Origin of the sequence: Arthrobacter citreus (assembly GCF_038405225.1) — a bacterium.
Taxonomy (GTDB): domain Bacteria; phylum Actinomycetota; class Actinomycetes; order Actinomycetales; family Micrococcaceae; genus Arthrobacter_B; species Arthrobacter_B citreus_A.
The window spans coordinates 1125809-1138278 of sequence record NZ_CP151657.1 but is presented as its reverse complement, the minus strand read 5'-3'; the positions used below and the strand labels follow the sequence as shown (position 1 = coordinate 1138278).

11 protein-coding genes are annotated in these 12470 nt (G+C 66.3%); 6 read left to right on the top strand and 5 right to left on the bottom strand.

What is annotated here, in order from left to right:
- Nucleotides 1–79 precede the first annotated feature (79 nt).
- Complete coding sequence (locus AAE021_RS05285) at nucleotides 80–1396, bottom strand: MFS transporter (RefSeq protein ID WP_342024576.1); 1317 nt, start codon at nucleotides 1394–1396, stop codon at nucleotides 80–82.
- Nucleotides 1397–1559: 163 nt separating this feature from the next.
- Between AAE021_RS05285 and AAE021_RS05280 the strand changes: the two genes are divergently transcribed.
- Nucleotides 1560–1880, top strand: a complete 321-nt coding sequence (locus tag AAE021_RS05280) for an L-rhamnose mutarotase (RefSeq protein ID WP_342024575.1) — start codon at nucleotides 1560–1562, stop codon at nucleotides 1878–1880.
- Between the two features lie 89 nt (nucleotides 1881–1969).
- Here AAE021_RS05280 and AAE021_RS05275 read toward each other — a convergent pair whose 3' ends face one another.
- Nucleotides 1970–3451: an MFS transporter gene (locus tag AAE021_RS05275; protein WP_342024574.1), complete on the bottom strand. Its 1482-nt coding sequence runs from the start codon at nucleotides 3449–3451 to the stop codon at nucleotides 1970–1972.
- Between the two features lie 56 nt (nucleotides 3452–3507).
- On the opposite strand from AAE021_RS05275, the gene AAE021_RS05270 reads away from it, so the two are divergent.
- Both AAE021_RS05270 and AAE021_RS05265 read left to right on the top strand, forming a co-directional pair.
- A complete protein-coding gene (locus tag AAE021_RS05270; RefSeq protein ID WP_342024573.1) occupies nucleotides 3508–4101 on the top strand; it encodes a TetR family transcriptional regulator in 594 nt (197 codons plus the stop codon).
- 101 nt (nucleotides 4102–4202) lie between these two features.
- Complete coding sequence (locus tag AAE021_RS05265) at nucleotides 4203–5042, top strand: SDR family NAD(P)-dependent oxidoreductase (protein WP_342024572.1); 840 nt, start codon at nucleotides 4203–4205, stop codon at nucleotides 5040–5042.
- Here AAE021_RS05265 and AAE021_RS05260 read toward each other — a convergent pair.
- From AAE021_RS05260 to rhaI, 3 genes are read right to left on the bottom strand one after another with little or no spacing between them, the layout of a single operon-like run.
- A complete protein-coding gene (locus AAE021_RS05260; protein ID WP_342024571.1) occupies nucleotides 4964–6502 on the bottom strand; it encodes a rhamnulokinase family protein in 1539 nt (512 codons plus the stop codon). The genes AAE021_RS05265 and AAE021_RS05260 overlap by 79 nt on opposite strands.
- A complete protein-coding gene (locus tag AAE021_RS05255) occupies nucleotides 6499–8535 on the bottom strand; it encodes a bifunctional aldolase/short-chain dehydrogenase (RefSeq protein ID WP_342024570.1) in 2037 nt (678 codons plus the stop codon). The genes AAE021_RS05260 and AAE021_RS05255 overlap by 4 nt, the downstream gene beginning before the upstream one ends.
- Nucleotides 8536–8539: 4 nt before the next feature.
- Nucleotides 8540–9706 carry an L-rhamnose isomerase gene (rhaI, locus tag AAE021_RS05250; protein WP_342024569.1) on the bottom strand — a complete coding sequence of 389 codons (1167 nt, stop codon included), beginning with the start codon at nucleotides 9704–9706 and terminating at the stop codon, nucleotides 8540–8542.
- 207 nt (nucleotides 9707–9913) lie between these two features.
- Between rhaI and AAE021_RS05245 the strand changes: the two genes are divergently transcribed.
- The 3 genes from AAE021_RS05245 (at nucleotide 9914) to AAE021_RS05235 (ending at nucleotide 12447) form a co-directional block, all read left to right on the top strand.
- Nucleotides 9914–10918 (top strand): LacI family DNA-binding transcriptional regulator, encoded by a 1005-nt coding sequence (locus AAE021_RS05245; protein WP_342024568.1) that lies wholly within the window; start codon nucleotides 9914–9916, stop codon nucleotides 10916–10918.
- A 204-nt stretch (nucleotides 10919–11122) separates the two neighbouring features.
- Nucleotides 11123–11473: a UBP-type zinc finger domain-containing protein gene (locus AAE021_RS05240; protein ID WP_342024567.1), complete on the top strand. Its 351-nt coding sequence runs from the start codon at nucleotides 11123–11125 to the stop codon at nucleotides 11471–11473.
- A 164-nt stretch (nucleotides 11474–11637) separates the two neighbouring features.
- Nucleotides 11638–12447 (top strand): SDR family oxidoreductase, encoded by an 810-nt coding sequence (locus tag AAE021_RS05235; protein WP_342024566.1) that lies wholly within the window; start codon nucleotides 11638–11640, stop codon nucleotides 12445–12447.
- The last annotated feature ends 23 nt before the right edge of the window (nucleotides 12448–12470 follow it).

Genomic DNA, 12470 nt, shown 5'->3' with positions numbered 1-12470 from the left:
GGGTGCACTGTTCACACCCCGCCTGCCGGGAGATGACTGGAGCTGATCCGGGTCTGCGCCTCTGTGGGGCCACCGGCCCCTAGGACGGGACGCGCACCGGTTCCGGGGACTCCCCCACCACTGCGCCGTAACGCTCCACTTCAATCTCCTGCAGCGTCTTGCCCTGCGTGTCGGGGGCGTACAGAACGCCCACGACGGCGGCTACCAGCAGCAGCGCAATCAGGGTCAGGCCCAGCGGGACAAAGCCGACGGTGGCCAGCATGGTCGGGAAGAAGAAGCTGAGGATGCCGGTTGCGGTCCGGGCTGCGAAGAACAGGATGCCCTGGGCACCGGCCCGGTAGCGCGTGGCGAACAGTTCGCTGGCCCACAGGCCGTAGAAGGCCTGCGCGCCGATGCCGGCGGAGACGCCCCAGAGGACCACGAAGGCACCGAGCACCATGGGCACCGGCGGAGCGAAGACCAGGAGCACCCAGGCGATGAGGCCCAGGGCCGCTCCAATCCCATACAGCAGCCGCCGGCTGTAGCGGTCCGCCAGGCGCATGAATCCGAAGTACGTGGCCAGGACCGTGAAGCCCCACAGCACCACCTGGAGCATGTTGGCCTGCACGCCGTCCAAACCGCCAACCGCTTCGTAGATCCTCGGCATGAAGATGCCCATGGCACCTGCAACGGTGTTCCAGAACGCGTAGACGCCGAAGAGGAACAGCAGCGCCTTGAGGTTGGTCCGGTTGGTGAAGAGCTCGGAGTATTTGGGCCGGGCGCGGCCGCCACTGACGGGGCTGCGCTTGGCCTGGGCTTTCTCCTCGGTCCACATCACGGATTCCTTCAGCCCCTGGCGGATGTACCAGGTCACGAAGGCCACCACAAAGAGGTGGAGGAAAATCAGGCGGCTGCCCAGCAGCCCCAGCGGCCCCACCAGAACGGCAAGGGCGAAGCCGATGACCGGACCCATGGACCATGCCAGCTGGGCGGTGCCCACGTGGGCCGCCCGCTTGTCCGCGGGGGCCTCCTCGGCAATGTAGGTCCACGAGGCCGGCACCCCGGCCCCCACGGCGATGCCGGTCATCACAAAGGCGGCAAGCAGCATCCAGAAGTTGCCGGCGAAGGCAGCAAGGAGGACACCGGCCATGTACAGCATGAGGTCATAGGTGTAGATGAATTTCCGGCCGAACCTGTCGCAGAGCGGGCCGCCGATTGCCGCCCCAATGGCGGCGCCGAAAGCATTGGCGCTCAGCGCCGCCAGCAGTCCGGTGAGGTAGTTGTCAATGCCGAGGTATTCCTGCCACAGGGACAGGCTCGATGCGATCGCAATGATCGATCCGGCTTCGATGTAGTTGGACATGGCCACTGAGATGGTGGCCTTCCAACCTTTGGTTTCCTTGCTGCCAATACGCACGCCGTTGTGTCTCCTGATCTTAGCTGTCCGCCGGCTCTTTCCATCGGCGGTGGCGTCCTTTTGGAACGTTTCATAAAAACGATTCAATGTTAGACTCGACACAGACTACAACAGCTTGCGCGGAAGCTAAAAACGGCCTCCGTCACGATCGCGGAGGTTCATTATGCAGCGGGTTTGCTTCACACTTCAGGTCCGTCCCGAGTGCATTGACGAGTACCGGACACGTCACTCCGCCGTGTGGCCGGAGATGCAGCAGGCCCTCCGGGAAACCGGCTGGCACAACTACAGCCTCTTCCTGAAGCCGGACGGCATGCTCATCGGCTACCTCGAGACCGAGGACTTTGCCGCGGCTCAGGCAGCCATGGACCAACGGGAGATCAACGCCGCGTGGCAGGCGTCCATGGGAGACCTTTTTGAGCCTATGGACGGCCGGCGTCCGGATGAAGCCATGGTGGCGCTGCCGGAGGTCTTCCACCTCGACTAGGAACAGGCGCCTTAACCACACACGGACCGGCCCCTGCAAATGCAGGAGCCGGTCCGAAGGCGTGGTCCGCTGCGGACCAGCTACGCTGTCTAGCCGACGTGGGGAACGGCGGGAACGTCCAGCAGGTCCTTCCTGGACAGCCGGATCATGAAGAAGCTGATCGGAGCAGCCAGGGCGATGGCGGCACCGGCCCACATGAACGCCGAGGAATAGCCGCTGACCAGGGCTTCGAGCTGCGTCAGCGGCAGGGCTTCCCGGCCGCTGAGGTAGCCCGAGACCGCGGCTGTGTAAATCGCGGTGAACAGGGCGGTGCCGATGGACCCGCCGATCTGCTGGGTGGCCGAAACAGCGGCACTGGCCACGCCGGCGTCGTGCTCATCGATTCCTGCCAGCGCCACGTTCTGCAGCGGCACAAAAATCATGGCCAGGCCAAAGCCCAGCAGAATCAGGCCCGGCAGGACCTGAAGCGCGTAATTTCCCTCAACCGTGATCGAGGAGAGCCAGAAGAGGCCGACGGCGCCAACCACCGGACCCAGCGTCATCGGCACGCGCACGCCTGTGCGCGGCAGGAATTTGGACAGCACGCCGGCGCCGGCCGTGATGGCCAGGGTCATCGGCAGCGACGCCAGGCCGGACTTCAGCGGCGAATAGCCCAGGACAATCTGGAAGTAGAAGACCAGGAACAGGATCCCGCCCAGCAGTGCGGCACCGGTCAGGGTGGACACCAGGAAGGCACCGCCGCGCACCCGGTTGGTGAGCACGCGCAGCGGAAGCAGCGGGTTGGACACCTTGGATTCCACCAGGACAAAGACGGCGAGAATGAGGATGCCGACGGCGAGGAACCCGAGCGTTTCCAGGCGCACCCACCCCTCTTCGGCCTGGGCGAACCCGTAAACCAGCGAGGCCAGTCCGGCAACAACCAGAACGGCGCCGGGCAGGTCATACCGCGTGTTGCCGTGCGCCTTGCTCTCCCGGATCAGCGGCAGGCCGCCGGCAATGGCGACGACGGCGATCGGCACGTTCACCAGAAGGCACCAGTTCCAGGACGCGTACTGTGTCAGCACGCCGCCGAGCAGCAGGCCGATGGCCGCACCGCCGCCGCCAATGGCGCCGTACACGGCAAACGCCTTAATGCGGTCCTTGCCCGAGGGGAAGGTAATGGTCAGGATGGCCAGCGATGCCGGAGCCAGCAGCGCAGCGAAGGCACCCTGCAGCCCGCGGGACGCCAGCAGCACTTCGGTGCTTCCGGCGAATCCACCCAGGGCGGAAGCCACGGCAAAGCCGAGCATGCCCACCATGAACGTGCGCTTGCGTCCCCAGTAATCCGCAATGCGGCCGCCGAGCAGCAGCAGCGAACCGAAGGCCAGCGCGTAAATGGTAACAACCCATGTGCGGTCGCCGTCGGACATGCCGAGCTCGCGCTGGGCATCGGGCAGGGCAATGTTGACGATGGTTCCGTCCAGGACCACCATCAGCTGGGCCAGGGCCAGGACGGCAAGGAGCATCCAGCGGTGCGGATGGGTGGAGTGGTCGACGGCGGGTGGTTCGCCGGCGGTGGTCGTACGGTCCATGTGGGGGAAATCCTCAATCAAACGAACTAGTTGGTTGGCTTAGCTAGACTACAGGTATGAGAACCGACGGCGAAGCAACCAAAGCGCGCATCCTGGCAGCGGCGCGCACCGAGTTTGCGCGCTACGGACTTGCCGGCTCGCGGGTGGACCGGATAGCCGCCGACGCCCGGGCCAGCAAGGAGCGCCTCTATGCGTATTTCGGTGACAAGCGGGCACTGTTTGCCGCGGTCCTCGCCCTGAACATGCAGGAGACCAAGGACAGGATTCCCGGCGATGTCACGGATTTGCCCGGCTTCGTGGGTGCCATGTTCGACCACGCAACGCAGAACCCCGGCCATCTGCGCATGCTGGACTGGGCGAGGCTGGAAAATGAACCCGGACTCGCTCCGCAGACACCCTGCGGGCGCCCCGGGCCGGGCACCGAGGACGTGATCCGCGCGCAGGCCTCGGGCATTATCGATTCACGGTGGGACCCGGATGACCTGATCACCATGCTCCTGTCCCTGGCCACCGCATGGGCCCAGTCTCCCGAATTCCTGTTCACGGGTGAATCGGATGTGAAGGATGAGTCCAAGAGCCGCCGCCGCGCCGCTGCCGTAGCCGCAGCCTGCAGGCTTATCGGGCCGGAAAGCCCGCGCCTCCGGGAGTAATCCGGCGACACCGGGGAGCACGCTGATTGGCGGATCCGCTGTCCCGGGCAATACTGGGAGAGTCTTCGCACCCGTTCCCGCATCCGCCCGAAAGGCCGCCCGTGTCAGAGCGAACCATTGTCATCACCGGAGCCAGCGACGGCATCGGAGCCGCAGCGGCGCGAAGCCTGAAAAGCCTTGGCAACCGCGTCGTCGTCGTTGGCCGCTCACCGGAGAAAACCGCGGCGGTGGCCCGGGAACTGGACAGCGACTACCTGCTCGCCGACTATTCCCGCCTAGACGACGTCCGCGCCCTGGCATCCGCTCTGCTGGAACGGTATCCGCGCATCGATGTGCTGGTGAACAATGCCGGCGGCATCATGCGGGGGCGCGAAGAAACCGTTGACGGGCACGAAAAAACGCTCCAGGTCAACCATCTGGCACCGTTCCTGCTCACCAATCTGCTGCTGGACCGGCTGACGGAGTCCGGGGCGAGCGTCATCAACACCTCCAGCGTGGCCAACAGCCTGTTTGCGCATTTTGACATTGATGACCTGGAGTCCCGGCGGCGGTACACCCCGAACCGCGCCTACGGAAACTCGAAACTGGCGAACATCCTGTTCACCCGGGAGCTGGACGCCAGGTACCGGGCCGCCCGAATTTCCGCCGCAGCCTTCCACCCGGGGGCTGTGGCATCATCCTTCGCCGCCGGCTCCACCAGCATCATGCGCGTGATCTACCGGACCGCCCTCAACCGGTTCCTGATCTCGCCCGAACAGGGCGCGGAGACCCTGGTCTGGCTGGCGACATCGGTCCCCGGTGAGGACTGGCAGCCCGGCAAGTACTACTACAAGCGCAAAATCTCCACGGCAAACAAGGACGCCTACGACGCCGCGCTGTCTGCCCGGCTGTGGGACGAAAGCGCCCGGATGGTGGGGCTGGAACCCGCCGCGGGCCGGTAGCCCTCACCGGCAGTTCCGGGCTGGTACGTGACGGTGGCTGAGCTCTCCGCCACCAGGCGGCGCAGATCCGCCAGGGAACCGGACACGGTTCCCGCGGCCCGCGCCTGCACCAGCACGTTACCCAGGGCCGTGGCTTCCACCGGGCCCGCCACCACGGGCAGTCCGGTGGCGTCAGCGGTCAGCCGGCACAGCAGGGCATTCTGCGAGCCGCCGCCCACAATGTGCACAACATCGATCCGCTGACCCGAGAGCTCCCCGGCCCTGGCCAGCGTGCGGGCATACGCCGCCGCCAGGGAATCCAGGATGCAGCGGGTCACCGCCGCGGGATCTTCGGGCAGTATTCCGCCGCCCGACGCCACGGCGGAACGGATCCGGGAAGGCATGTTCCCCGGGGCGATGAACTCGTCCGAGTCCGCATCGATCTGCGGACCCCCGGGCGGCAGCAGTTCAGCTGCTGCCAGCAGGTCCGGCAGGTCAAGGTCCAGGCCGGCGTCGGCCCAGGTGCGCATGGACTCGCTCAGCAGCCACAGGCCGCCGACATTGCGCAGATACCGGATGGTGGAATCCACGCCGCGCTCGTTGGTGAAGTTCGCCCTGCGGCTGGCCTCGGTGAGCACGGGATGCGCCAGCTCGATGCCGGCCAGCGACCATGTTCCGGAGGAAACATAGGCAAAGCCGGGCTGCAGGGCGGGCACGGCAGCCACCGCTGACGCGGTGTCGTGGGAGCCAACGGCCACCACCGGAGTGCCGGCCGGAAGGCCGGTCCGTGCCACAACAGCGGGAAGCAGCCAGCCCACGGTTTGTCCGGGGGCGATCAGCGCGGGAAAGAGGTTTTCCGGCAGTCCCAGCTCGGAGAGGAACTCAGTGGCCCACTCCCCCGCCACCGCATCAAAGAGTCCGGTGGTGGAGGCATTGGTCTGCTCGGTGCGCCGCTTTCCGGTCAGCCAAAAGGCGAGCAGATCCGGGATCAGCAGAGCCTGCAACCCGTCCAGGTTCGCTTCGGCGGCCAGCTGGTACAGCGTATTAAAGGGAAGGTGCTGCAGCCCGGTCACCTCGTACAGCCGGTCCTCGGCGATCTTCCGGTGGACCAGGGGCACCACGGCGTCGGTCCGGTCGTCGCGGTAGCTGTGCGGCAGTGCCGCCAGTTCGCCGTCGGCGTCCAGAAGTGCGTAGTCCACCGCCCAGGTGTCGATGCCAATGCTCACGATCCGCTCCCCACCCTCCGCGGCACGGGCGGCGGCCAGCGTCAGGCCGCTGAGCACCTCTTCAAAAATCCCGGGCAGGTCCCAGCGCAGCGCACCGTCGATCTCCCGGACTCCGTTGGGGAACCGGTGCACGGTCTCCAGCGCCAGCCCGCCGGGCCCCGTCCGGCCGAGGATGACCCGGCCGGACGAGGCACCAATATCGACGGCGGCAAACACGCCGGCTGCAGCCTGCGTGTCCGGCGTGTTCGCGCTCATCGCAGGAAGGCAGCCGCCACGCCGGCGTCAACCGGAATGTGCAGGCCGGTGGTGTGCGAGAGGTCCTCGCCGGTCAGTACCGCCACCGCATTGGCAACGTTTTCCGGCAGCACTTCACGCTTGAGCAGGGTGCGCTGGGCGTAGAACTTGCCCAGGTCCTCTTCCGGAACCCCGTACACCGCGGCGCGCTTGGCACCCCAGCCGCCGGCGAAGATGCCCGAGCCGCGCACCACGCCGTCGGGGTTGATTCCGTTGACCTTCACGCCGTATTCGCCCAGTTCGGCGGCCAGCAGGCGCACCTGGTGGGCCTGGTCGGCCTTGGTGGCGGAGTAGGCGATGTTGTTCGGCCCGGCAAAGACGGAGTTCTTGGAGGAGATGTAGATGATGTCCCCGCCCATGTCCTGGTCGATCAGCACCTTGGCGGCTGCCTTCGAGACAAAGAACGAACCCTTCGCCATCACGTTGTGCTGCAGGTCCCAGTCCTTTTCGCTGGTTTCCAGCAGCGGCTTGGAAATGGACAGCCCGGCATTGTTGACCACCAGGTCCAGTCCGCCGAAGGCCAGGACGGTGGCGTCGATGGCCGCCTGCACCTGGGCCTCATCGGTCACGTCGGCCTGCACGCCCACCGCGACGTCGGCGCCGCCCAGTTCGGCCGCCACGGCTTCGGCGTTTTCCAGGTTCAGGTCGGCGATGACCACGCAGGCGCCTTCAGCGGCCAGGCGGGTGGCGATGGCCTTGCCGATGCCCGACGCCGCACCGGTCACCAGTGCGATCCGGGTGGCGTGGGATTTCGGCTTGGGCATCCGGGCCAGCTTGGCTTCCTCCAGCGCCCAGTACTCGATCCGGAATTTTTCGGATTCCTCGATCGGAGCATAGGTGGAGATGGCCTCGGCACCGCGCATCACGTTGATGGCATTGATGTAGAACTCGCCGGCCACGCGGGCGGTCTGCTTGTTCGCACCGTACGTGAACATGCCGACGCCGGGAACCAGGACGACGGTGGGATCGGCGCCGCGCATCGCGGGCGAGTCTTCGCTGCGGTGGCGGTCGTAGTACGCCTGGTAATCGGCGCGGTACTGCTCATGCAATTCCTTCAGCCGGGCGGCGCTGTCCTCGACGGACGCATCGGCGGGCAGGTCCAGGATCAGCGGCTTGACCTTGGTGCGCAGGAAATGATCCGGGCAGGAGGTGCCCAGGGCGCCAAGGCGCGGGTGTTCGGCGCGTTCCAGGAAGTCCAGAACGACGGCGTCGTCGGTGAAGTGCCCCACCTGCGGCTTGTCGGTGGAGGCCAGGCCGCGGATGACCGGGGCCAGGGCGGCGGCCTTGGCCCGGCGCTCGGCCTCGGGCAGCGGAGAGTATCCCGGGAGCACGGCGCCAAACGGGTCCTGCCGGCCGTTGGAAGCGATGTAGGCTTCGGCGGTTTCGATGATCCACAGCGAGTTGGCCTCGGCCTCGTCGGAGGTGGCGCCCCAGGCGGTGATGCCGTGACCGCCGAGGATGGTGCCGACAGCCTGCGGGTTGGCTTCCTTGATGGCGGCGATGTCCAGACCGAGCTGGAAGCCCGGGCGGCGCCAGGGTACCCAGACAACCTTGGAGCCGAAAATCTTGCGGGTCAGTTCCTCGCCGTCGGCAGCCGTGGCAACGGCGATGCCGGAATCCGGATGGAGGTGGTCCACGTGGGCCGCGTCCACGAGTCCGTGCATGGCGGTGTCGATCGAGGGAGCGGCTCCGCCCTTGCCGTGCAGGCAGTAGTCGAAGGCCGCGACCATTTCATCCTCGCGGTCCACGCCGGGGTAGGTGTTCACCATGGCGCGCATGCGGTCCAGCCGCAGGACGGCAAGGCCGGATTCCTTCAGCGTGCCGAGGTCTCCGCCGGAACCCTTGACCCAGAGCAGCTCAACGTTTTCCCCCGTCACCGGGTCCGTGTCAAAGCCCTTGGCGGAAGTGTTGCCGCCGGCGTAGTTGGTGTTGCGCTTGTCCGCGCCCAGGCGGTTGGATCGGGCGATCAGCGCGCTGACGGTCTCGTTGCTCATTCTTTTATGCTCCCCATCCGGCCTGCTGGCCGCCCTGGCGTTCGGTGTTGATTTTGTCCTGGTAGCCGCTGGCCGCATATGCCGCCATCGGGTCGGCGGGCAGCCCGCGGGACTCCCGCCATTCGGCCAGGCCCGGACGGACGTCTGTGTAGAAGGCGTCCATGAACACGGCGTTTGCGCCGAGCACGTCTCCTGATGTCTGTGCGGCGTCAAGGGCGTCAACGTCAACCAGCAGGGCGCGGGCCATCATCTCCTGCACATTGAGCACCGAGCGGATCTGGCCGGGAATCTTCTCTTCGAGGTTGTGGCACTGGTCCAGCATCAGCGATACGCCCGAATCCGGGCCCAGGCCGCCGCCGCGGACCACTTCGAACAGGATCCGGAACAGCTGGAACGGGTCAGCCGCACCAACAATCAGGTCGTCGTCGGCATAGAAGCGTGAGTTGAAGTCGAAGGATCCGAGCTTTCCCAGGCGCAGCAGCTGGGCCACGATGAATTCGATGTTGGTTCCGGGCGCGTGGTGGCCGGTGTCCAGGCAGACCAGTGCCTTCTCGCCCAGGGCCAGGGTGTGGGCGTAGGAGGTTCCCCAGTCGGGAACGTCGGTGTGGTAGAACGCCGGCTCGAAGAACTTGTACTCCAGGACCATGCGCTGGTCATCGCCCAGGCGGTCGTAGACCTTGCGCAGCGAATCGGCCAGCCAGTCCTGGCGCGAGCGCATGTTGCCCTGGCCGGGGTAGTTCGTGCCGTCGGCAAGCCAGATCTTCAGGTCCTGCGAGCCGGTCTGGTGCATGATGTCGATGCACTCGTACATGTGGTCGATGGCCTTCTGCCGCACGGCGGGGTTGCTGTGGGTCAGGCTGCCGAACTTGTACTCGTCGTCCTGGAACGTGTTGCTGTTGACGGTGCCGAGGGCAATGCTGTGTTCCTTGGCATAGGCGCCCAGCTCGGCGTAGTCATCAACCTTGTCCCAGGGAATGTGCAGGGCGACGGCGGGTGCCAGCCCGGTCAGTTCATTAACCTTGGCGGCATCCGCGATCTTTTCCTGGATGGTGCGCGGCGTGCCCGGGGTCGCGAAGACCTTGAAACGGGTGCCGGAATTTCCGTAGGCCCATGAGGGGACCTCGATGCCCAGGCCCTCCAGGGCGGGAAAGATGTCGGTCAGTGACGTCATTGGCTGTTCTCCAAGCTGGGCGGATGGGACGATTCCACGGCCGCCGCGTGCCCGGGCCGCTGGACGGGAGGGTACCGAACAGCGCGGGTGGGGGGAAGGCGGCGGAACAAGCGATCGTGCTTGAATCGTTTCATTTATAGGAACAAACCTATGGTTTCCGCGATACGCTGTCAAGACAGATGCCGGCTAAAAATACGGGGGGTTCCAATGGCAGCGAGCATTAAAGAGGTGGCTGCGCGCGCCGGCGTGGCCGTGGGAACCGTCTCGAACGTCCTCAACCATCCCGACCGGGTCTCTCCGCCCACCCTCGAGCGCGTCATGAATGCCGTCGAAGCCCTGGGCTTTGTGCGCAATGACGCGGCCCGCCAGCTGCGCGCCGGGCAGAGCCGGACCATCGGCATGATTGTCCTGGATTCCTCCAACCCGTTTTTTGCCGCCGTTGCACGGGCTGCGGAAAATGAGGCGACCCGGCACGGCGCGGACATCATCCTCGGCAACAGCGGCAGCAATCCGGAGCGTGAAGCACGCTACGTCACCCTGTTCGAGGAGCAGCGCGTGCAGGGCGTGCTGATATCGCCCGCCGGGGACATCACCAGCCGCCTCCGCTCCCTGCAGGACCGCGGCGTGGCCACCGTCCTGGTGGACAGCGAGGGTGACCCCAAGATGCACAGCTCGGTCTCCGTGGATGACGCCGCCGGTGGATACATGGCGGCCGAACATCTGTTGGATACCGGCCGGCGGCGCCTGGCCTTTGTCGGCGGATCTCCGGACATCCGGCAGGTTGCCGACCGGCTCGAGGGGGCCCGCGACGCCGTCGCCCGGGTTCCGGAGGCGTCCCTCGAAGTCCTCACGGCCGCGGATATGACCGTCCTCGCCGGACGTGCCGTTGGCCAGGACCTGGTGGAACGGGGCAGGGACAGGCTGCCGGAAGCGATCTTCTGCGCCAACGATCTACTGGCCGTTGGCGTCCTGCAGTCCCTGCTGCTGATCAACGGACTGCGCGTTCCGCAGGACGTGGCTTTGATCGGCTACGACGACATCGACTTTGCCCAGTCCACCGTGGTGCCCCTGTCCTCGATCCGCCAGCCCGCGGAGGAAATTGGGCGGACCGCCGTGGCCCTCCTGCAGGAACAGCTCGGGCAGGCGCCGCTTCCGCCCCGGCAGGTGCGGTTCACCCCCGAACTCGTGGCCCGGCAAAGCACCCAGCGCTGACGCGCGCCGGAGCAGGCCGACGGATATCAGCCCCTTCAGCCGCAATTGACGGGGCGTGAGTTCCTAACGGGCCGGACCCTCGCTGAGCCGGCCCCTGGTGAACCCCACCCGTTGAGCCATGCCTCATTCGGGGGCTGTTCGCAGCCCCGGCCACTGGCTACCGTGGAGGAACGCGGAAGGCACCTTCACAAGGAGCGAGGACCCATGGATTATTCATCCGGCATCAACGTATCCGTTCCACCCTCCGGACCCGGCTGCGTGGAATGCACGGCCGAGGGAAGCTGGTGGTTTCATCTGCGGCGCTGCGCTGAATGCGGCCACATTGGCTGTTGCGATTCCTCCCCCAACCGGCATGCCACAGCACACGAAGCGGCAACGGGACATCCGGTCATCCGCAGCTATGAGCCGGGCGAGAACTGGTTCTGGGATTACCGGAGCAGTTCGGTTTTCCAGGGTCCTCCGCTGGCGCCGCCGGAGTCCCACCCGCTGAACCAGAGTGCCCCCGGGCCGGCCGGCCGCGTGCCTCCGGATTGGCAAACCAGGCTGTCCGGCTAATCCACCCCCACTGCCGGTCCCTCGCCTCCAGGAACTGTTCCCGACGCCGGGCCGAGCGGGCTGCAGCGGCTAACGCAGCCCCCTCCCGGGGCCCGGAGCGCGAGCCGCGTCACGCGCCTCACAATGGTCTGCGACAGATCATGTTTACAGCGTAAGCTGAAGGCATGACACGTACATATATTGTTACCGGATCAGGATCGGGAATCGGCGCCGCAACTGCCGAACTGCTGCGCGAACGCGGTTACACCGTGGTAGGCGTGGATCTTCGGGGGGCAGAAGTCGAAGCGGACCTCAGCACCCCGGAAGGCCGCCGCGCCGCCGCGGACAAGGCACTTGAGCTGGCGGGAGGCAGGGTCGACGCCGTTATCGCCTGCGCCGGCATTTCCGCGCCTGCTCCCATCACCGTTGCCGTGAACTACTTCGGCGTGACCGAGTTCCTGGAACTGCTGGCACCGGCACTGGCCAAGAGTGACGCACCGCGGGCGGCAGTTGTCAGCTCCATGGCATCCCTGCAGCCCAACTCCCCCGAACTGGTGGAGGCGCTGCTGGCCGGGGACGAAGCACGGGCCCTGGAAATTGGTGCATCGCTGGCTGAGCAGGGTCCGCGCGTCGGATACCTGAACTACCCGTCCTCCAAGCGCGCCCTCAGCCGCTGGGTGCGCCGCGCCAGCATTACCGAACAGTGGGCAGGTGCCGGCATTCCCCTGAACGCCGTTGCCCCGGGCACTGTCCTCTCCGCCATGACCAAGGAGCTGCTGGCCACGCCGGAGGGACGCCAGATGGTTGATTCCTCGGTGCCGATGCCGCTGAACGGCCACTCCGAACCCGTGGTCATTGCCCGGCTGCTGGCCTGGCTGACGAGCGAGGAAAACACCCACACCACCGGCCAGACCATCTACACCGACGGTGGGGCTGACGCCACGCTGCGCGGAGATGATATCTGGAGCGGAGAAGGCCAGAACCTTCCGGCCTAGCCCAAACCGTTTCGGCCTAAACC